15 protein-coding genes are annotated in these 20,123 nt (G+C 49.7%); all 15 read left to right on the top strand.

Annotated elements, in window-relative coordinates:
* The first annotated feature begins 23 nt into the window (after window positions 1-23).
* The 15 genes from B7E11_RS04325 to B7E11_RS04405 all read left to right on the top strand — a co-directional run bounded on the left by B7E11_RS04325 (window position 24) and on the right by B7E11_RS04405 (window position 20,085).
* The gene (locus tag B7E11_RS04325; RefSeq protein WP_080832377.1) at window positions 24-2,357 is read left to right on the top strand and encodes a type IA DNA topoisomerase; all 2,334 of its coding nucleotides are present in this window, start codon (window positions 24-26) and stop codon (window positions 2,355-2,357) included.
* Window positions 2,358-2,538: 181 nt separating this feature from the next.
* The gene (rlmH, locus tag B7E11_RS04330) at window positions 2,539-3,018 is read left to right on the top strand and encodes a 23S rRNA (pseudouridine(1915)-N(3))-methyltransferase RlmH (RefSeq protein WP_080832467.1); all 480 of its coding nucleotides are present in this window, start codon (window positions 2,539-2,541) and stop codon (window positions 3,016-3,018) included.
* A gap of 409 nt (window positions 3,019-3,427) precedes the next feature.
* Entirely contained in the window at window positions 3,428-4,312 is an 885-nt protein-coding gene (locus B7E11_RS04335) for a leucine-rich repeat domain-containing protein (RefSeq protein ID WP_080832378.1), read from the top strand.
* 4 nt (window positions 4,313-4,316) lie between these two features.
* Window positions 4,317-4,769, top strand: a complete 453-nt coding sequence (locus B7E11_RS04340) for a hypothetical protein (RefSeq protein WP_080832379.1) — start codon at window positions 4,317-4,319, stop codon at window positions 4,767-4,769.
* A 155-nt stretch (window positions 4,770-4,924) separates the two neighbouring features.
* A complete protein-coding gene (locus tag B7E11_RS04345; protein WP_080832380.1) occupies window positions 4,925-6,574 on the top strand; it encodes a stalk domain-containing protein in 1,650 nt (549 codons plus the stop codon).
* Window positions 6,575-6,684: 110 nt separating this feature from the next.
* Entirely contained in the window at window positions 6,685-7,509 is an 825-nt protein-coding gene (locus B7E11_RS04350; protein ID WP_080832381.1) for a hypothetical protein, read from the top strand.
* A gap of 204 nt (window positions 7,510-7,713) precedes the next feature.
* The gene (locus B7E11_RS04355; RefSeq protein ID WP_080832382.1) at window positions 7,714-12,768 is read left to right on the top strand and encodes a hypothetical protein; all 5,055 of its coding nucleotides are present in this window, start codon (window positions 7,714-7,716) and stop codon (window positions 12,766-12,768) included.
* Between the two features lie 408 nt (window positions 12,769-13,176).
* The gene (locus tag B7E11_RS04365; protein WP_080832384.1) at window positions 13,177-14,184 is read left to right on the top strand and encodes a hypothetical protein; all 1,008 of its coding nucleotides are present in this window, start codon (window positions 13,177-13,179) and stop codon (window positions 14,182-14,184) included.
* Window positions 14,177-15,205, top strand: a complete 1,029-nt coding sequence (locus tag B7E11_RS04370; RefSeq protein ID WP_080832385.1) for a DNA adenine methylase — start codon at window positions 14,177-14,179, stop codon at window positions 15,203-15,205. The genes B7E11_RS04365 and B7E11_RS04370 overlap by 8 nt, the downstream gene beginning before the upstream one ends.
* A gap of 757 nt (window positions 15,206-15,962) precedes the next feature.
* Window positions 15,963-16,142 carry a hypothetical protein gene (locus tag B7E11_RS04375; protein WP_139787060.1) on the top strand — a complete coding sequence of 60 codons (180 nt, stop codon included), beginning with the start codon at window positions 15,963-15,965 and terminating at the stop codon, window positions 16,140-16,142.
* 45 nt (window positions 16,143-16,187) lie between these two features.
* On the top strand, window positions 16,188-16,394 hold the full coding sequence (locus tag B7E11_RS30870) for a DUF5348 domain-containing protein (protein WP_425430052.1): 207 nt from the start codon (window positions 16,188-16,190) through the stop codon (window positions 16,392-16,394).
* 21 nt (window positions 16,395-16,415) lie between these two features.
* Window positions 16,416-16,937 (top strand): hypothetical protein, encoded by a 522-nt coding sequence (locus tag B7E11_RS04385; protein ID WP_080832388.1) that lies wholly within the window; start codon window positions 16,416-16,418, stop codon window positions 16,935-16,937.
* A 49-nt stretch (window positions 16,938-16,986) separates the two neighbouring features.
* A complete protein-coding gene (locus B7E11_RS04390; RefSeq protein WP_080832389.1) occupies window positions 16,987-17,670 on the top strand; it encodes an HNH endonuclease family protein in 684 nt (227 codons plus the stop codon).
* Between the two features lie 15 nt (window positions 17,671-17,685).
* The gene (locus B7E11_RS04395; RefSeq protein WP_080832390.1) at window positions 17,686-18,372 is read left to right on the top strand and encodes a hypothetical protein; all 687 of its coding nucleotides are present in this window, start codon (window positions 17,686-17,688) and stop codon (window positions 18,370-18,372) included.
* A gap of 978 nt (window positions 18,373-19,350) precedes the next feature.
* Window positions 19,351-20,085: a hypothetical protein gene (locus tag B7E11_RS04405; RefSeq protein WP_080832392.1), complete on the top strand. Its 735-nt coding sequence runs from the start codon at window positions 19,351-19,353 to the stop codon at window positions 20,083-20,085.
* The last annotated feature ends 38 nt before the right edge of the window (window positions 20,086-20,123 follow it).

A 20,123-nucleotide genomic window follows, 5' to 3' on the forward strand; every position in this document is an offset into this window, starting at 1 on the left:
GAATCCGGAAAGGGACATGCCTTGTGAAAACGCTGGTAATCGCGGAAAAACCCGATATGGGCCGCAACATCGCCTCGGTCATCGAGCCGAAAGCGAAAAACATGCGGAGTTATCTGGAGGGGGAGCGGTACATTATCACGTGGGCGATCGGCCACCTGATCGGACTGGCGGAGCCGGATCGTTACGACGACAAGTACAAAAAATGGAATTTCGGCGATTTGCCGATCATTCCGGAGCAGTTCAAGCTGCTGCCGAACCCGAAGACGAAGGATCAGCTTGCCGTTATCCGCGAGCTGGCTTCGCGCTGCGATTCGCTTGTGAACGCGTGCGACGCCGGGCGGGAGGGACAGCATATTTTTTCGTTGATTCGGCGGCATTTGGGGCTGCGGCAGCCGGTGCGGCGGCTGTGGATTTCCGACCTGACGGCCGAGACGATCCGGCGCGGGTTCGAGGAGCTGAAGGACGAGGCGGAGTACGCGAACTTGACCGAAGCGGCGCGGGCCCGGAGCGAAGCGGACTGGCTGATCGGGATGAACGGGTCGCGCGCGTTCACGACGAAGCATAACGAGCTGCTGTCGGTCGGCCGGGTGCAGACGCCGGTGCTGGCGCTTATTTACGATCGGCAAAAACAGATCGAGGCGTTCGATTCGATGAAGTTTTACGAGGTGGCCGGGCTGTTCGAGCAGGGGGCGACGTCTTACCGCGGCTTGTGGCAGGGCGACCGGATTCTCGATCCGGCGAAGGCGGAGGCGATCGCGGCCAAGGCGAAGGGCAAGACCGGCGCGGTCGAGAGCTACGAGGTCAAGGACACGAAGGAGTATCCGTTCAAGCTGTACGACCTGACGCTGCTGCAGCGGGACGCGAACGGCAAGTTCGGTTTTTCCGCGAAAAAGACGCTCGACGTCGCCCAGGCGCTGTACGAAAAGCACAAGGTCATCTCCTACCCGCGCACGAACTCCAACTACGTCAACGAGGAAAACATTCCGGAAATGCACCGCATCCTCGACTCGCTGCGCGGGGCGGACGACTACCGGGACTTCGTCGCGGGAGCGGACAAGCGGTTCGTGCACAAGGGGAACCGGGGCGTCTGCAATCCGGCCAAGGTCGAGGATCACCACGCGATCATGCCGACGATGAAGCGGGCCGGGGCGCTGAGCCCGGACGAGCGAAAGGTGTACGATTTGATCGTGCGGCGGTTCCTGTCGCATTTCTATCCGGCGGCGGAGTACAAGGTGCATACGGTGATGACGCTAGTCGAGCAGGAACGGTTCAAAACGACGATCAAGCAGCTGCTGTCGCTCGGCTGGAAGGCGCTGCTGCCGGACGGCGGCGCGGGCAAGGACGGCGGACGCAGCGGGAAAAAAGCGCGCGGCGGCGGCGGGGCCTCGGCGGGCGCTTCGGGCAGCGGGGACAAGGAGCAGGAGGAGCCGCTCGAGGAGACGGACGCTCCGTTCGAGCTGGACGCTTCGCAGCCTGTCTTGTGCGCCGACGCGGAAGCGAAGGAGAAGGAGACGCAGCCTCCGAAGCACTATACGGAGGGCACGCTGCTCAAGGCGATGGAAAGCGCGGGCAAGCAGATCGAGGACGACGAGCTGCGCGACGCGATGAAGGACTCGGGGCTCGGAACCCCGGCCACGCGCGCGGCGACGATCGAGCGGCTGAAGCAGGTCGGCTACATCGACATGCAGGGCAAGAAGATCGTCATTACGCCGAAGGGCCGCACCGCCGTCGAGCTTATCCGCGGCGCGGGCGTCGAGCTGCTCACCTCGCCGGAGATGACCGGCCAGTGGGAGAAGCGCCTGAACGAAATCGCCCGCGGCCAGGCGTCGGCGGAGACGTTCATGAACAACGTGAAGCGGTTCACGGTGCAGATCGTCGACAAGGTCCGCGTGCAGCCGCCCGCGGTCCGCACCGCCTTCGGGCGCGGCGAGGCTGGCGGCGGCGGCGGCGGTTCCGCGCCCGCGGGCGGCAAGTCGCGCCGGGCCGCGGGCAAGGCCGCCGGCGCGGCTGCGCCCGCCCGCACGCGCCGCCGCAGCGCGGTCGCGACAGCCGCGGCCCCCGCCCCGTCCGCCGCCCCCGCCGCGCCCGCCGTCATCGGCGCGTGCCCGCGCCCGGGCTGCGGCGGCCAAATCTTCATGGGCCGCAAAGGCTACGGCTGCAGCCACTACAAAACCGGCTGCTCCTTCGTCATCTGGAAGATGAGCTTCGGCCGCAGCCTCACCGACGCCATGGTCCGCAGCCTGATCGAAAAGGGCAAAACGGGCAAACTTAAATTCAAGAACGGCGCTGGCGAAGCGTACGAGGCTCGCATTTTATTGGTCAATCCGGGCACGGGTGAGCTGGCGCTGGAAGCTTGACCGTCCGGAGATGCCGGATTTCGGAAAGGGAACGATGGCCGCGTCCCGGGAGGAGGAATCGCGGGGTGCGCGGTCTTCGGGGCCGGTGCGTCATCGTTCCCTTTTTTTCGCTTTATCGCGATATCCCCTTCACTCAGAACCCGGGCCGCCGCGCGGCTTGGCCGGAAAGGAAGAACCCTTTTTGCATATCCAGATCGTCTCCGTCGGCAAGCTGAAGGAAAAATACCTCGTCCAGGGCATCGCCGAATACGTCAAGCGCCTCGGCCCCTACGCCCGCATCACCCTAACCGAAGTCCCCGACGAAAAAGCCCCCGAAATCCTCAGCCCCGCCGAAGAACGCCAGGTCAAGGACAAAGAGGGCGAGCGCATCCTTTTGCAATTGAAGGACGACGCGCACGTCATCGCCCTCGCCATCGGCGGCGAGCTCTGGTCGTCCGAAGACCTCGCTTCCCATCTCGACAAACTCGCCACCTACGGCTCCAGCCACGTCGCCTTCGTCATCGGCGGCTCCCTCGGCCTGTCCGACGCCGTCTTAAAGCGCGCCGACAAGAAGCTTTCCTTCGGCCGTCTCACCTACCCGCACCAACTGATGCGGCTGATCCTGGTGGAGCAGGTGTACCGGGCGTTTCGGATTAATCGGGGGGAACCGTACCATCGATAACCCTAAAACCACGCTCTTTGATCTTTGTGAAAAAATTGAGTTTGTATTGTTTATGTTGAATGGTAAAGTTGTACGTGCCAAACGTGTTGTTTGATGGGTCAGTCATGACGGTTTATATTTGCTTGTGGGTCATCCAGTAATTGTGAAAAGACGAAGGTACCGATTAAAATTGGCACCTTCGTCTTTTTGTTGTGCTCCCTAGGTGAAAATCTATTCTGTAAATGCTTAAAATTCTATCTGCCCTGTCATAAGCGGTTCGCTGTAATAACTCTTATCATGTTGTTTTAAGATAATTATTTTCAAATCACCCGAAGAAGATCTTCCCATCATGGCACTTTTACGGTAACATAGAACACCGTTTCTTTAATGCAGTAATTTACGAAAGTATTAATCTTAGAGAGGTGGTCATATGGGGTTCATCGAATTTTTGGACAAAGGCTTTGAAAGTGCGGTTAAGACAGCTTTGGGCATGGGAAAAGAGAGGCTTTCGCACAAAGACGTTGCCCGACTAGACAGTATTCTCATTTGCGCTTCAGCGAACATGTATCTTCAGGTTCCTTGGCAATCGGAAAGTGGGGCATTTATCATCCATAAACCGGGGTTATGCTTCAACGTACTGAGTTCGGAACATGGTCTGTGGAAATCGGATTTGCGGCACTTTAGCCACCTGAAAGCTCTTTACTTGTATGCAGAGACAACAGATCTTAGTTTCCTATGCGACTTTACGAAGCTATCCGAGTTGCATGTCGTCGATAGTCGACATAAAGACTGGTCGTTTCTAGGAGAATTGCTTAACCTGCGATGCTTGTTCGTTCAGAACGCTTCGTTGCAGGATTTATGGGTGCTCGGTGAATTGGCAATTAAACAGGAGGAAATCGCGGCCCGTTCCAGTGATCCGTTCCTCTGGAGCCACAAGCTTGAGTTCGTTCGATTAATACATTGCGGAATTCAAAATATGTCTCCCCTTGCAGAGTTGAAATGGCTGGCCGAATTGGACTTGTCCCATAACGAGATTTCTGACTTCAGTTCGGTTTTGGATCTGCCACTCTATTCTTTAACGCTTAGATATAATCGGCTGAGTGACTTATCGTTCATTGCCAGAGATCGCTGGCACTTGAACTATTTGGATTTGCGCCATAACCAGATTAAAGATATTTCTCCATTGGTTCACCTCGTCAATTTGAGTAAATTGTACGTGGGACATAATCCTATCACCGATTATTCTGTTTTGAATCAAATGCCGATTCAGCGACACGATGTGGATTCGTATAACCCGAGAAGAAAGCGAGGTTAATCGAATGCCGGATATAGTCGGTTATTGGACAGGGGGTTCACTTTATCATATCGCATGGGAAGACGATGCGCTTGCATTGATGGAGAACGGAACCGGTTATTACTTCTGGTTTAGCGCGGCGGAGTACGATTCGTTTCATACGTTCCGTTGGAAGCTGGACGGAGACCTTCTTACATTAACATCGATCAAGGAATATCATTTCCAAGGCGACGAGTTGATAAAACCGAAAAAGTTGTCGAATAATGTTGTCCGTTTCCCTTCCGACACTATCGACGTGCAGGTGGTTCGGACAATTCGTGAGGGGGTCGGCATGAAGCAAATACCAGCCTTAGAATTTTCGCAGCCATTCTTCTACTACACGCAGACCGAGTTCGGTTTTGATCGGTCAGATGTTTTGGAAATCGATTGGCATCGACAGAAGGTCGAGCAATTAAAGGAACTGGGCGCATGGATATGAACTGTCTCCGGGAAGTTTTTACTTCAAGAAGTTTCATAACTCCCAACGATTACCGGCTCTCGTTTCGAAGAAAGAAATATCTTTGCTGACCTACAAACAGAGCGTGAATACAACAAGTGGCGAGGAAAGCCAATTCGCAAAGGAGGTCAACATTGATGAACGAAAAGCCGGTAAAGCAAACACTCAGTCATGTCAAGGTTCAGATGAGTTCCGTCTACACGCGCAGCAAGCCAGCCAAACGGTCGTTCGCTCTTGTTGTAAATGGGGTTCTCATGACCACCGCTCTGATCGGCCAGTTGGCTCTCGGAGGGGGTTCAGCAGTTGCGGCTCCTTCCTCTCTCCCCACCCTAACCACCGCCGCGCAGCAGCAATCCGTCTCTATCGGCTACGAGACGAACGTTTTCGATGAAGAGTCGTATGTGTCCAATCTCAACAAAGCAGTTGCCGCCCTGAAAGAAAGCGGTTGGAGCATTGAAACTGTGACTCAGGTAACCGATAGTTTGTCGGCCATCGAAGAGAAGATGGACGCTGGCTTTGCTTTTCAGGGTGAAAGTTTGCGGAAAGCCCTCATGAACACCAAAATCGTCGTGACCATCCAAGGCGGCGACGGGTTGTCTGCGCTTCGAGGCCAGAGCAACACCCTCATGTCGCAAATAAACCGAATCAAAGACCGCTTGGACGGAACTTCAACCGCTCCTTCCGGGAAAAGCAAAGTCATGATCGCGTCTGTACAAAAGAAAGACCCCGTTGTCGTGATCGATAACGTGGTGCAGAACTACCCGCAGCCGCCGATCATGGTGAATGGCAGTGTACTTGTGCCGCTTCGGGGGATATTTGAAACGCTTGGCGCAAAAGTCGGTTGGGACGGCGCAACCGAGACCGTTACCGCCACAAAAGGAGCAACGACGATCAAGCTTACGGTCGGCCAGAGCGAAGCCACCGTAAACGGCAAAACGGTAAAGTTGGCCATACCGTCGCAGAAAGTAAACGGCAGCACGATGGTACCGCTCCGTTTCGTGAGCGAATCATTAGGCGGAACGGTCAGGTGGGATGGCGCAACGTATACTGTTTATATCGAAAGTGCTGTCGGGGGTTCTGAAAATACCGGCACTGCCCAAGAGCCGGTTACGACAGGAACGGTCTTACCCGCCGAAAAAATCAGGATCGTCGACATGGACGGTAAATTTCTCGAGTACCGCAATTTTGAGAAACGTATAGTTCGCTATGGGCGGCACGACTATGGAAGCCTTGACCAACCCCAATACGATACGGTCATGAAAATTGTCGATGAAGCCGTTGCTGGATTGGATAAAATCGACATCTCGCAAGAGGAGAAGTATCTGACCGAGTACATGAACGGCGCCAGATGGTCGGGTGACAAAAGTGATCGTTCGGAACGGAATAAGGGGTTATATTTTACCGAACAGCGTTATGGAGAACTTGTTGCAGACGGCGTTAGCAAAGAAGAAATTGTAAAGATCATTAAAGCGCGGATTCTTTCCACCCAATTGGTTGCGAAGGCAAAAGATCTTGGCGAGGCTCCCTTTTCGGCGTACCAAGCACTGATTGAGTTGAATCGCGGATGCGAATCCATTTCACAAGTCGATTCCGCTGTATTCGATGCGTTGGGGTATAACACGATGATCTACGGCCCGGAAGGGCATGCGGAGTCAGCCATCATGATAAACGGGAAATGGTACAACTTGACTGGTCTGCATAGACTGCCTGACTTTGACCAGTGGGAAAAAGACTTTTTCATTTACGTTCAACCAACCGATGGTTCCAAGATCACTCTTAAGCATTAACCAAGCCGTTTAGTTGTGGAAAAATGGCTCGAACTGAAAAAGTTCATTCTCTGATGCAGAAGGCGACTTCTGCATATTGCTTTTTATTTGAGGAAAATGGAGGCTTTCCTATGACATTGCTGAGAAGGATCGTCGGGATATTGGTGCTTGTCTGTTTATGTTATCTTCCCCCACCGTCAGTTCATGCCGCCGACCAAGGAACAGCGATCAGCGAAATCGAAGTTCCGGTTTCGGAACAGGAAGAAGTGGCGGTCATTTTCAGAAAATTGGGGGCAGGAACAGAGGATTCCCGCATTCAACTTGAGCCTAATGTGGATCATCCGGTATCCACGGAAAAAGAACTGTTCACCTATAACCCGAATGCGGGGGTAATCGCCTTCAACAGATTGGCTTTTAAGGAAGCCACCCGTACCAGCAAAAACCGCGCTGTGGAAGAGTTCGTGTCTGAGGTAAAAGCTTCAAAGTTGAGCTTACAGACGCAACAATATTTGTTTGACCGGATATCCGATGGAGATTCGAACATGTCACGAATGTTGATTCCGTTGGTATCGACAACAACGAGTGCGGATTTATTCACAGCCATTGGTTGGATCAATCCTGCCGTTCCAATCATCAGAGGGGTATTGGGCGTAGTCACCTTTGTTCTTACGTTATTCTGGACATTTTCTACGATTGCCGATCTTTTGTTTATCGGGTTGCCTTGGGCGCGAGAAAAGGTGTATAACGGCGGGAAGATATGGTTTGTTTCGGCGGATGCGAAATTCGTGATCCGGGAAATCGAGACAAGTCTTGGCAACGACGAGGGCTATAAAAACGGCTATTTGCTCTATTTCAAGAGAAGAGTATTCGCCTATATTGTCCTTGCCTTATGCATTTCGTATATCGTGCTGGGAGGGCTAGGAGATATCATTTCTGCCATACTTCACTTATTTTAGGTTTTTCACAACCGGAGCGATACCTGAGCGGTATCGTTCTTTTTGCTGTGAACAAAGTGTGGATAAATCTGTGGATATTCGGGGGTTATTTCCGAAGATATTTTTTCGCGGGGGCAGTGGATTTCCAAGTGAATGTACTCCTATCAAGCACCGGCGAAGCCAAGTTGCATAGGTGCAAACCAAAGTTTACAGGAGGAAAGCAGAATGCAGAGAATCATCAGCAGTCTGGCAGCAACGGTCTTACTTTTCTCGTTGTTTGCCACATCCGTATTCGCGGCGGAACCGACAGCCGGTAACGGTTCAGTCGATTCGCAAGTTGTAGCCGCTAGTGGAGCCGGGGGTTCAGAGTCTCTATCCGGTCTACCCACTCTAACCTCTGTTCCCACAGAGACCACATCGCCCACAACGACCTCTCAGGTGACAGTCGACCGCTCCGACCGCACCGTAACCGACGGTCTGTATGTCGATGTGTACGCTCCAGCGGGATGGGGTTCGGATTATATCCCTGAATTCACGCTGGAGCTATGGTCGGCACAGGACAACAAGCTGATCAGTTCCGCCACAGGCAACATCCAGAACTTCGACCGCAAGACGAACCGCTACCGGCTCGTCTTCAATCATCCGGGATATCGTCTCGGAGATCGGCTGGCGCTGGTTCTCAGAAAAGCAGACGGAGTAATCGAGCATTTGGTTTTCAGCGATGATGTCCCCGAAGCGGATGGCAGTGTGACCCGGCATGACTTCAATGTGAAAGTCGGCACCCACTTTCCTTTCACCGTTCGCACGTTCGACTATTCAGAAGGCGATCAAGAAGACCAAACCATTCGTGATCTGACGGGAACCAAGCTTCACCCGTTCGGAGCGATGATGCAGACCAACCCGAAGCTGGTCGGCTTGATGCTGAAGGATGCTTCTGGCGCATTGCTCAAAAATGTTCCTGTCGAGATCAAATTACTGGAAGGCAAAGGCACATTATCTTTTACTTCCGATGCCAATGGCATGGTCTGGATCGACAAGGACAAACTCACTTGGAAGTTCCTCGTCTCGTCTGCCGGAAGAACCGTCAAAGATGGAGCCAACGGAAAGGCAGAAATCAGTTTGCCGACTTCTCTCCTTTCCGGTTCATCGAGCAGCGCAGTCGTGTTCCCTGTCGTCTTTGAACAGGCTATTGCAAAATCGGGTTCGATTAGCGTCCATCTTTCTACGGAGAGTAACGTCGATTTAAGCCAAGCGTGGTCGGAGGTTGATGTCACCCTTACGTCCTCCGATGGGGTATCGAGCATTTATCCGCTGAACCTGAGCAGTAAAACCATCGAAGGTATTGCCGATGGCACGTACAAGGTAACGGTCGATGGCAAGTACGCCGCGGCGAAGGCCAGTACCGATACCTTAGTCGTTTCAGGGGGTAAAGCCAACATCAATATCGTCCTGACACCGAAGCACACGCTGGAGATCAGCAAAGGCGGCAAAGACTACAACTTCTCGATCATGAACGTCGCGGCGGTGGCGGATAAATCCTATCGAGGCCATAAATCGGAAACATTTGCCGTAACACCAGGCGAGTCGTTTATGATCAAGGACAATGATACGGACGAAATCATGACCGCCGCTATCGATGCAGGTTCCCCCGTAACCAAAGTGGTATTGGGAGCCGGTATCGCAACCGGGGCCGGAGCGTCGAGTCCGAAAACGGGAGACGTGCTTCCGTATCTTTGGTTGGCGTTCGTCCTTTGTGCATCCGTGTTCACAGGCGGAGTTGCATTCCTTCTATATAAAAGGAAACGCACAAATTCTGCACTTACCCGTTCCAGCCTGAGTATTATTCTGGTGCTGGCCTTGGTAACATCGACTTTTTCATTCGTCGCGCCTTCGGGGGTTCATGCCGCATCAAGCGAAGCAAACGTTGGCGGCACTCCCCCGGCGACAGGCGGCAGTTATTCTTCGACGCCAGCCGGATCGTTCCAAACTTCCGATTCGGTGGCGGTATTGCAGGTTGGTTTCCTGATTGACGACGATCAGGTATTGTCGGCAGACGCTACCGAATCGGATATGCAGAATGGGTTCAACTTCAACAACGAGTCGATGATGTTCTACATGGCTCCGAACAAAACCTCTCATGATCTGTTCACCAAGCAAGGATCGGGGTTGGTGACGTTTGAACGCAGCGGCTCCAGCAGCAGGGTGAAAACGTTGTACGGCGACAATCCGTTGTATCCTGACAGCGCTCCGGGGGGTTCCCGAGAGGAACTGTTAAAGCGCACGTTGCCTTATGCGAATCATGAGAACTCAACGATTATGGGTTCCGATAACTTCTTTGTGAAGCTCGTTGAAAGAGCCTTGTATCTGATGGCTCCCGACAATCCGAATCGTTCCTTGTCCGGCATTGGGACGGAGCAAGTGGCGGGTGAAACGTTCCGCAAATTGTTGACGGATTACGTAGCCGACCAGAACAACTCCGGTTTAAGTGACGAGGATAAGATGGACGCACAGATTGCGGCCAGCATGATGTTTAAGGGTTATCTGGACTTGATCAAGGAACGTGGCATATTGTCGGGCCGGGAGTACGATGATTTTGCATCGAGGATGAAGGAAGCCTTTAACCAAAACAAAGTAATCCTCAACTTGCAAACGGTTGTCGGAATCAGCGTTCGGGACGGACGCAGCCCGTTGGATCGGGAATATGCGTTTATGCCGATGCAAAATGCGGTCGATTGGTACTTGTGGGTTCGCCAGACGGCACGGCCCAATGACAGTACGGTTCAAGGTTTGTCCGCATTGCGTCAGGCCGAAGCAGTCGCTCTCGGGGGTGCATCTTCCGCCGCGGATGCGGATCGTTCTCCGTACAAGGAAAACGGAAATATTCCGTACACGTTCCGTTCCTATGCACGGGATTATTACGCCAAGACGTTGCAGCCTTCCAGCGAAAGCGTTCCGGTATCCGCCGATTACAAGGCCAACCCGTTCGGCGGATGGGGTTATCAGCCGTGGGGATATGGCAGCGGGAAAGATATGAACAACCAACCAGCGATTGATGCCGAGTTGAACGTCGAAGTCGTTGACCGCAACGGCACTCCGACAGGGGTTACCTTTACCGAGCCGGTGAAAGGCTGGACGGAAGACAGCAAACGATATTTGTGGGATATTGCGAAGAACGCAGAGGAACAGGCCATCCAAGGCAGCATGTCGGTCGAACATGAAGGAAAAACCTATGATCTGGTTCCCGATCCCAAAGCCCGCTTCTCGTTAGTCGACAAGAAAGACAACGAGAACATTAACAAGTCAGAGATGACCAAACGGGCTACGGGTGTGGATGGTTCAGTCTCGATTCCGGTTTCCGCCGAGTCTAACAGTTGGGAGATCGATTTGGGGTGGGACACTCCTGCGCCAGACAAGCTTCATTTCTATCTAGGCGGTGACGGCGACCCGCTACCTTCAGTTGAGAATAAGTACAAGGATGTCAAGGAGAACGGCAAACCCGTTTATTCCAATGCGAAGTTGACGCTGTTCGTAAAAGCGGTCGAGGATAGTCCCGAGCCTGTCGTATCGGGGTTCGAGGTTCCGCAATGGCGGTTATCGCAATATTGGGGAAATATCGCGGACGAAGGCGTGAACACGGCGAGATTCACACTCTCCATGCCGATTCAGACGTTCATCAATCCCGGCCTTTCCCCTTCTGGAAGCACAATGTTCCGTCTGATCGATCCTGACTTGAGCAATGTGAAATGGGCCATGAGCAAGGCGAAGCTGGTGAACGATACGCCGATCAGATCGGTAACGCCATATTCGTCATCGGCTTCCTTTAACTTGGCAGGCGACTTGCTGGCGATCCGGGATAACAGTTCGGTGTCGAACATCAAACTGGCGTCGTGGGTCAACAACTTCAACCTGTTCGATGGTCGAATTACTGCCGCAAGCATGGGTGAGGAAGCGAACTGGTTGACCGTTCTTAAACAATCCTTGTTCCAGTATGGCATCAAAAGTCCGGCAGACCGTTATACGTACAGCGAGACCCGCTATTCCTGTGATTTGTTTGGCTGTACGCCATATCGCTGGTCGGGATCGGCAACTCCATCGTATCGCACTGCCGATTACCGTACCAGAGTGATGTTCAAGCGTTACGTGCCGAAGGACGATAGCACGCTCCCTACGTTCAGCGCCCAATCGCAGTCGGAGAATGGTCTGTTCTGGCAAACGAAGCAGAGCGATAAAACCTTCAAGGTGAACCCCGAGGTGTTGTACGCCTACTCCGATACTTCGGGCAATACCAGCGTGGCGTTTGCAGCCGGAGACAAGTTGCGGGAGATCAAGCCGGTCAGCTTCAGCATGGTACAGTTCGACAATGTCAAGGTAAGCCCCGAGGTCACGGGGGTATCGACCGCGACAGAAGCTGGCGCGAAACAGTTGGCGGCTTCACTGGGTGCAAACGGTAAACAGGTCATCTACAAGGATTCCGCAGTGACGGTCAGCGGCAAATCCGATGGCGACTTGAAGATCAGGAACTTCGCGCTGGATATCAGCAGTTCTGCCTTGAATAAAGTATGGAATCCATCCGGCACGTATAATCCGGACGAGATCAATCAGGGGTTCCTGAGCCAGTACGGTACGAAGGGCGACGACGGAAAATGGTCGATACCTCTTACGATTGAAGGCAGACTGAAAATCGGCGGCAAGGAATTCGGCTCGGTCACTTCCAACGTGTCGGCTACGGAGGCATCCACATCCCAGGTCGTCCATACGCTCGAAATTCGTGGAGGTAAGCTCGTCGGGGTGGATGGAAACAGGTCGGTTCAAAACATTGATGCCGATTTAAAGACCGCTCTGGTCAACATGAAAATCCTCAGCGACGATAACGTATTCGCCAACTTCGAGAAAAATGGCGGTGCAGCATTAAGCGAATCGTTGGTCGCCACACTGGGGAATGCGGTGCGGGGTACAAACGATCTTCAGGTCGGACAAGGCTGGTATTCGGAGGACACCACGCAGCTCGTCGTCCGCGAGTACATCACAACGTTTGCTTTGCCGCTGGTGACGTATACGGACAAAGTGCCGCTCGAGATCGAGGGTCTGCAAGTACCCTCCGACAAGTCTCAATTCTTCAGCGTCGGTAAGCAGGGGTTCGTCACGATGGACTTCAAGCTGGCTAACCGCAATGACGCTCACATGAAGGCCGATTCGTCGACGGGAGAGTTTGCCGAAAAAGGCGTCAACTTCATCGCGCCGAACGTGAGTGTTTTGGATTCGTTCGGAGCGGTGCAGTAAGAAATGCTTGAGTGTCGGTTGCCGATTCGGTGACCGACACTCTTTGATAAAGAATGTCCAAATCAATATTCGTTCTTGTAATGGTTTCTGAAATGAATCAGGAGTATTTTACTATGCGCCATCTTATATGGCGCTTTATTTATGCTTTAGATTGGTGGTTGCTTGGTCAAATGGTATACATATGTTCTTTTTCCGCATTAGCTTTTATGATGTCTGCTTCTGGAGTCAGAACCCCATTTACAAGATATTGGAAATGAAGCTGGATTGGATATTTGAGAAGGCGAAAAAATTTTTCGAGAAGGGCTAAAAAGGGTTAATTTTGGCCTTTTTCTAATTTACTTTTGTAAAAATATTCGGATCGCCTGTACTTCTCTCGCAAGTTAAAAAGATGCGAGAGGAGAAATAAAAATGGTACAAGAAGAAAAACAGAAGAACGAATTATCGGAAAATGCGGGCGCGGTAACTGGAGCAGATCACGGAACTCCGGTACAAGGCGAAAACAACCCGCAACTGCCCATCAGTAGCAATGCTGAGCAGGGCGAACACAGGTGTAATTTCGAAGAGTCTAGTTACGACAAGTGCGAAGAAGGCGAATCCGATGACAAAATTTTAACATCTATTGAAGAAATCGAAAAGTCTTTTGAATGGAAAGCCGAATTCGCAGCTGGTTCTGTAGTGTTTGGCAAGCGTTGGAAAGTGACGGTCTACCGGGCAAAAACCATTAAATACCCGAAAGGCGTGTTCTTGGTCGAGTTTAAATACTTAAAATTCGATCAACCAAGCCAGTCTTATGTTTTACACGAGCTTTATGAAGGTAACGAGAAAAAGATTCCTGAAATTTTAAGTGCGCTTTTTGAATTTGGCGGTTACTTGTCACGAAAACAATTGGAGGAAATGATTAGTTATGCGAAGAAGCTTGCACAAACAGACTATGTAAAGCAGATCACGTCAGCAGAGTTTGAGGCGCTTCTCGGAGGAGCATTGGGCCAAGAGAATGCTCAATCTAATCTCGAAATTTTGGAAGAAGAGTTACTTCTCGATCTCTCGGAGATTGCCAAGCTCAGTGAAAGAAATTATTCCGAGGAAGCTCACAAAGCAATTGTCTTGGACACCCCGGATTATCCTCCAGGGCTAGTAGCTGTTCACCCGCATACAGTAGATGCTGCTTTTATTTGGAACGATGACTCGAATCAGCCAAGTCGTGTTGGGTATATTGCCAAGACAAATCCTAAGCGTAGCGAGATTTTGACTACTTGGCAGGAATTTGCAATATTAAAGGTGTTCTCAAAATCTGAGAAGAAGCGAAACGGAGACAGAATCAAAGGTATACCCTCGGAGTACAGCACGAAGCGTTTCTATATCCTTGAAATTCCTAAAGTGTATGAAGCAGTAAAAGGGGGTGTTAACAATGACTAATCCGTTCCTTTCACCAAAAAATCAGGAGAGGCATCCCCTCTCCTCTCCTTCCTTTGTTGAGGCAATTCCTTGGAGTGCGATGCAGAGAACCATTCAGTCAATCATTTCGTACCTCGGCGGTAAGTATGGCTTAGTATGGATACTGGTTCCGCTTCTTGAATGGGCGGCTAAACAGTACGGGTTGAAAAGCTATGTGGAAGCCACAGGTGGTGGAGGACGTTGTCTTTTGAATCTGGATCGGGGGTTGTTTGAACAGCGGGTTTACTGCGAGATTGATTACCCGGTTTGTTGCTTATTCAAAGTATTGGGAAATCAGAACCTCACGAAGGAGTTAGTTACAAGGCTCAGTTGGACGGATTATAGCCGCGAAATATTCGAGGCAGCAGTAGCCGCTCGGGAACAGGATAACAAACAAGCAGAAATTGGAGATTTCAATCCTGATTGGGTCGGTTCGGCGGCTAATACCTTTATCGCAGCACAAATGAGCAGAGCAGCAGATATGGAAGTATTTGATGATTTTTCAAGGAGAAGCCGTTATGATAAATTTTACAACCGCATATTAGAACTCGAACGGTTCACACCAATCCTGTCAGGGGTTGAAGTTGTGCGCTGGGATTGTCGAAGACTGATTAGAAGCATCGAGCAAGGGAAGGAGGATTATTCTCCATCACAATGCTTAGTATTTGCCGACGTTCCCTATGACCCGAATGAAATGCGTAACAAAAAGCCTTATGCCTACTCGTGGGACGTAGATGACCACATCAATTTTCGCGAGTTAATCAGGTGTACGAACACCTACATGATGGTCTGCGGTTACGATAGCGAGATTTACAATGATTTATGCAATGACGGCTGGACAAAGATTTTTCTAATGAACAAACCTGTTTCTTCTTCAGGAACAGACCGAAGGGCTAAGGAGTTCATCTATGTCAATTTCCATATCCCGGATGAAGTGCTGGCTATTATTTCACCCGATATTCAAGTTAAACAGAGGGCTGAGAGACCACGGTTCCCGCTATGACCACAATGACCGCAGTGACCATAAGGATTTTTAGTAAATTCATAAAAGTACAGGTAAGCCCGAATCGGTTGATTGCAGCCGATTCGGGTTTCCCTGTCTTGAAATTATTTCATGACCACGCTTAACCGGGAGTAATCGTGATCCAGTCAGAATACCTGTCTTAAAGAACACTTTTCCTTTATTTCCAGTCGAACTTAGTGACAGCATGTTGTCACAAGTCTACCGTATAAACACACTTTCGGCCTGATATGCCCCAAATGTCCGCATAGCTTTGTCGAACCGTGTCGTGGTGCACCATCACGACCTTTCCAAAAAGTACACTTCCTCAAAAATCATGAGTTAAGCGAATCCTGACGATATTCGAGCGGGGTTCGCTTCCCTTCGCTCGGATTTTTATTATCCCACGCCTTTTCCAACTAAACCCAATTTGCTCCGGCTTCCTTGCCGATATCCCTGCTTTCGTCACGCCTTCTACGTTTGCCCAAACGGGCGTTCTCTCCCCCGGCTGGTGCTTCACCCTTACCCTCCCCCTCTCGTCGTCTGACAGGCGGCTTTCCGGCTGTCACGTTGTCGACTGTTTTTGGCGGTCGGGCGGCGGTCGGTCTGCGGGGGTAAAAACTTTTATTCTTGCCTAAAAACTAGTTGCGTTGACGGGCAACCCATGCTATAACATAACACAACCGCTAAAGGTTTTAATGGTAAAAAAGTAAAATTATAGTTTTTCTAAAAGAGAGAAAAGATGGAGGAGTTGGTCGCAATGCTGTACCTGTTCCTGTTCACCAGTATTCTGTTCAGTTTCACCTGCGGAATTACTTGTTTGGAGATCGCAACGAATGAATCATTTCCAGTTGTCGTTCGGCAGATCAGCAAATCAATTGCTATTGCAATGGGTATTGTTCTGGTGTTCTGCGTGATCGCGTCCAAGTTTGCAGGTTGATCGATTCTCCCTGAGAGGTGGTGAATGCTTACGATGGGTCATTCTATGAGTTATGATGCAGGTCTTGACCGTTGGGTTGTTGATTTGGGTGACGGGTCGGACTATCCACTTCATTGTGGTGACAGTATCAGCATTTTTATCACGAACACGTTTATACGATGCAGAATTGAGTATGACAGGGAATGGTATATCTGCATTGGCAATGTGAAGTTTAATCTTCGCAAGCAGGCTAAGTACACGGTCAGGATGTAACAACGGGAGGAGAAAATGGTTATGGCTCGATTGGGGTACATTCGGTGTCGGCGCAAGCAAGACATCGATGAGTTTAAGGTTGTTTCTCAGGCTGATGAGGTGTTCATTGATCTTGTTAATGAATTGGGGGAGTCTGGCGGCAACGCTCTTAATGAGACGTTAGACAAGCTCAATCGTTCGGACACTTTGGTAATTCGTAATCTCAGAGAGGTCGCTGATACCGTGTCCGAATTACGTCATTTTTTAAGCAAAATCCGGGAACTTCAAGTAGAATTGGTTCTTCTCGAGTCCAATAATCAACGCGTTATCTCTGATGAGGGATTCGAGACACTATCGGCTATTAAGGAATTTATTGAGGAAAAGGAACGTTTGACTACCCTTCGGCTGAAAAAGATCGGGCGCCCTATTCAAACGTTCCCGCCAGACTTTTACAAAGTGTACACCGAGTATAAAAGCGGTGCTTACAATTCAACCGAAGCCGCAGCGAGATTATCGATCCATCGGAATCGCCTTCGAGAGTTGATTCGAATCTTCGAGTCATAACGTTACAAAACCCTTAGATAAAAATAGAGAAAAGATGGAGGAGATCAACATGAGTCTGAAAGGACAGTACGAAGTGATTGCCAGTCAGAAAGACTGGGTTCCGATTAACAACCTTATTCGTATTCGTGAAGGGATGACTCTCAAGCAAATTCGGATGGCAGAGTTAAATAACGGCAAACGTATTATTTCTCATGGTGTTGTTCGAATGGTATATCAAAATATCGTCCTGTTTGTGCAATATTTAGAAGGAAAGGTGTATAAATTCAACACAAACGTGTATAAAGAGATTACCGACTGTGAAGGCGATAGAATTATTCTGGAAGATATCAAAACGGGAGAACAACGAATAGTTTTCGAAAAAGGAATCTTCTATCCTACAGAAGGTGAATTTCTTCTTCATAGTTATGAGCGTTCAGGTGGCAACTGTGACAAACCTCATGATTCATACCCTAGCATTAAGTTAGGAAGTAGAGAAGAAGGCCACTTTGTTCCGAGACTCCATCAGATAGTCGCAATGCTTGGTTATGGTGAAATTGCCCTGTATGCGCTCGGTGAGAAAGGCAGAAAGTATGATATTAACCATATCGACAGGAATCATGACAACTTCAGATTGGACAATCTTGAAATTACTACTCTATCAGGAAATAACAAACATGGTCATCTTGTAAGGGAAGGAAAATCTGCAACGTATGTTCGTTACGAGAAGAGAGTAAAAGAACTGCTTGGGGTTTGAGGAGGCTGGATGGTCATGAAAACATTCAGCCTTAACAAGACGTTTACCGATATCGAGGTCATGCAGGAGATCTACCCGGTCATAACTCGACCGCTTACAAGTGCAAAAGCTCGAGAATGGCTGACGGACTTCTGTCTTCGACCAATCGATGGCAAGTCGAATGAAGGTAAGGCGAACGATATTGAGGCTTTTGCCGCGGTTTGTGAATTGTTCACGTTTACCAGGAAAATCAGCAGAGAAACGGCGATGTTGAACGATGATGAAGCAAAACGGCACCCGAGTCGCTTATACGGCATTCCACTCCGTTTGTTATGGAGTTCGGATTCTTCCAGCCCATTAGAATCCTCGAAATTTCTAGAGGATTTTGATGTCATTTGTGAAGTATTCCGACTCGTCTCTTATCATATTGCAGATGATCTGAATATTTCGCTTCCTTCGGTATTAGGCAGTGCTTTAAAGGGAACACCTTGGGGCATTAAAAAGCTTACAAATCTGATTGAACGTTTCAATGACTTTGAAGAGTTCTCCACAGTAAAATATTTGTACAAAGGTGGGAGAATGTCGTCTTTGAGTCAGCGAGTATCCGCTTGGATGCAGGAGAATGACTTCAAGACGCTTATACTCATCGTTATTGAAAATGATGAGTTGCTCGAACGCTTGAACTTGTCGGAGTTCGTTCCCCCCATTCGGCGGGTGTTCTGATATGAAGCTTCCGCTATACAATACGCCCCAATCAATAAGGTTTGAAATATGTTCATTTTTCTCCACAATCGCCTTGCCGCTTCTAGTTCTGCATCTTTCTGATGCAGTCACAGAGCGGCGAGGCATTTTCTCTTTATACCGTCGTTCGATTTATGTTTTTTTATGCCCTTTTGGTTGATACGTATTGCAAACCGGTCTTCTATCCCATCATCCATTCCTTTTCCTTTCTCCGATACTGACTTATAAATCTGGCTGAGACCGTTATAACTGTCGGTTAGCGTTTTATAAAAGTTGGTTAGACTTTTATAAATGAAGATCAGCGTCTTATAAAAGTTGCACAGTATTTTATAAAACGAGATCAGTCGCTTAGAACAGATCTTCATTCTTTTAGCAAACGTGAATATGCGGTATTCATATGCAGACGATGATTCCCGCTATGGAACAGTTGAGATCGTCGAAAAAATTACGGGTATCCCAGATAATTCTTATTGCAGTGGCGCGAGTCACGCAATCGGCCAGCAGAGAGGTTTCCCTGCTCGTCATCCGGGGTAAAAATCCTTTCTATTTATGTCAGTTCAATTGGACTTCCGTCTTTTCTGTCCCAATCAGGGGGTAATTATCAGATAAGGTTCCTTCTTTAACAGTGCTGTTCGCATCTCGCTTCTATCGGGGTGCGGGCAGCACTTTTTTCGTGAATTACAGCAGTGTGAAAAATAAAAGCCCGACCTCGATCTACTCTTACTTGAATGCACGACTGAGAAAAAAAGGTCGGCTCCGTTCTATTCTTTTATTTCTTCTGGCGTCGAAGGGCTGTCAACTCTGGGTTTTGGGAGAGGGGGAAAGTCAAAAGTAAAAGCCATTTCCCAGTTTCACTGATTGGAATTTCTAAGTAAATGAACGAATTCTCGTTCTGGTTGTTTTCTTGTGACTTTGGTTGTTACCTAAGCAGCTTGGTGTTCTCGGGGGTGAATCAGAAAAATGGCAAAGATCATCTTCAAGCAGCTTCATGAAGCAGTTTATACCGTCAGAAAGAGATTGCAGTCGAACCCACTTGTTGATGAAGAAGCAAAACGGTTGGAGGAAAGTCGATACGCTGCTTTGATGGAAATCGTTGAGTACACGCGCACTCAGGATTTCCTTACTCATAAGTCTGTCAAGAACAAGATCCGTTTCTTTTTCAACAGTAACTACAACTACAAGCTGACTGCCGAGCATTTTAATTGTCCGTTGAACAACATCGAGTCTACTGTCTCCTATGCCGGAAAATGTTTGGAAAAACGTATCGGCAGGGACACAATTCGCCTGGTCATGCAAGCACAAACCCAGGATGCTTTGGACGCCGCCATGTTGCAGTTTCGCATTGGAATTAATCCGACTGGCACCCAGAGCCTATTTGTAGGCGATTTGAGTAAATGGTTCCCGGAGCCTAGCAATATGGGGTTTCGAGATTTAAGCGAATTCCGAAAGGAAATGCGGTTGCTGTTCTTTTTCTCTATTGGTTACTTCAAGGAGTGCTTCGCACAAGTTGATCAGAAGCGTTTGGCTCATCTTCTCTATATTTTGCAATCTACAGATAACGCGCATGTGATGGAGCGACAGGTTTTATACCGGCTTCTTCAAGGGGAGTATCAGGATTTCGTGGAAGCTTGGGAAGCTTGGACAACGCTTGAAGAAAAAAGTCCATTTGAAGACAGAACCGCAATTTCGCAATAGAACAAGCTGAAAATTTTATCAGTTTGAAACCGGAGGTG

Origin of the sequence: Cohnella massiliensis (assembly GCF_900169535.1) — a bacterium.
GTDB lineage: Bacteria > Bacillota > Bacilli > Paenibacillales > Paenibacillaceae > Cohnella > Cohnella algarum.

Bases quoted from the DNA above. Each gene is read 5' to 3' on its own strand.
- B7E11_RS04335 (WP_080832378.1), top strand. From the start codon at position 3,428: ATGGGGTTCATCGAATTTTTGGACAAAGGCTTTGAAAGTGCGGTTAAG.
- B7E11_RS04375 (WP_139787060.1), top strand. From the start codon at position 15,963: ATGCTGTACCTGTTCCTGTTCACCAGTATTCTGTTCAGTTTCACCTGC.
- B7E11_RS04390 (WP_080832389.1), top strand. From the start codon at position 16,987: ATGAGTCTGAAAGGACAGTACGAAGTGATTGCCAGTCAGAAAGACTGG.
- B7E11_RS04365 (WP_080832384.1), top strand. From the start codon at position 13,177: ATGGTACAAGAAGAAAAACAGAAGAACGAATTATCGGAAAATGCGGGC.
- B7E11_RS04340 (WP_080832379.1), top strand. From the start codon at position 4,317: ATGCCGGATATAGTCGGTTATTGGACAGGGGGTTCACTTTATCATATC.
- B7E11_RS04385 (WP_080832388.1), top strand. From the start codon at position 16,416: ATGGCTCGATTGGGGTACATTCGGTGTCGGCGCAAGCAAGACATCGAT.
- B7E11_RS04395 (WP_080832390.1), top strand. From the start codon at position 17,686: ATGAAAACATTCAGCCTTAACAAGACGTTTACCGATATCGAGGTCATG.
- B7E11_RS04370 (WP_080832385.1), top strand. From the start codon at position 14,177: ATGACTAATCCGTTCCTTTCACCAAAAAATCAGGAGAGGCATCCCCTC.
- B7E11_RS30870 (WP_425430052.1), top strand. From the start codon at position 16,188: ATGAGTTATGATGCAGGTCTTGACCGTTGGGTTGTTGATTTGGGTGAC.
- B7E11_RS04345 (WP_080832380.1), top strand. From the start codon at position 4,925: ATGAACGAAAAGCCGGTAAAGCAAACACTCAGTCATGTCAAGGTTCAG.
- B7E11_RS04350 (WP_080832381.1), top strand. From the start codon at position 6,685: ATGACATTGCTGAGAAGGATCGTCGGGATATTGGTGCTTGTCTGTTTA.
- B7E11_RS04355 (WP_080832382.1), top strand. From the start codon at position 7,714: ATGCAGAGAATCATCAGCAGTCTGGCAGCAACGGTCTTACTTTTCTCG.
- B7E11_RS04405 (WP_080832392.1), top strand. From the start codon at position 19,351: ATGGCAAAGATCATCTTCAAGCAGCTTCATGAAGCAGTTTATACCGTC.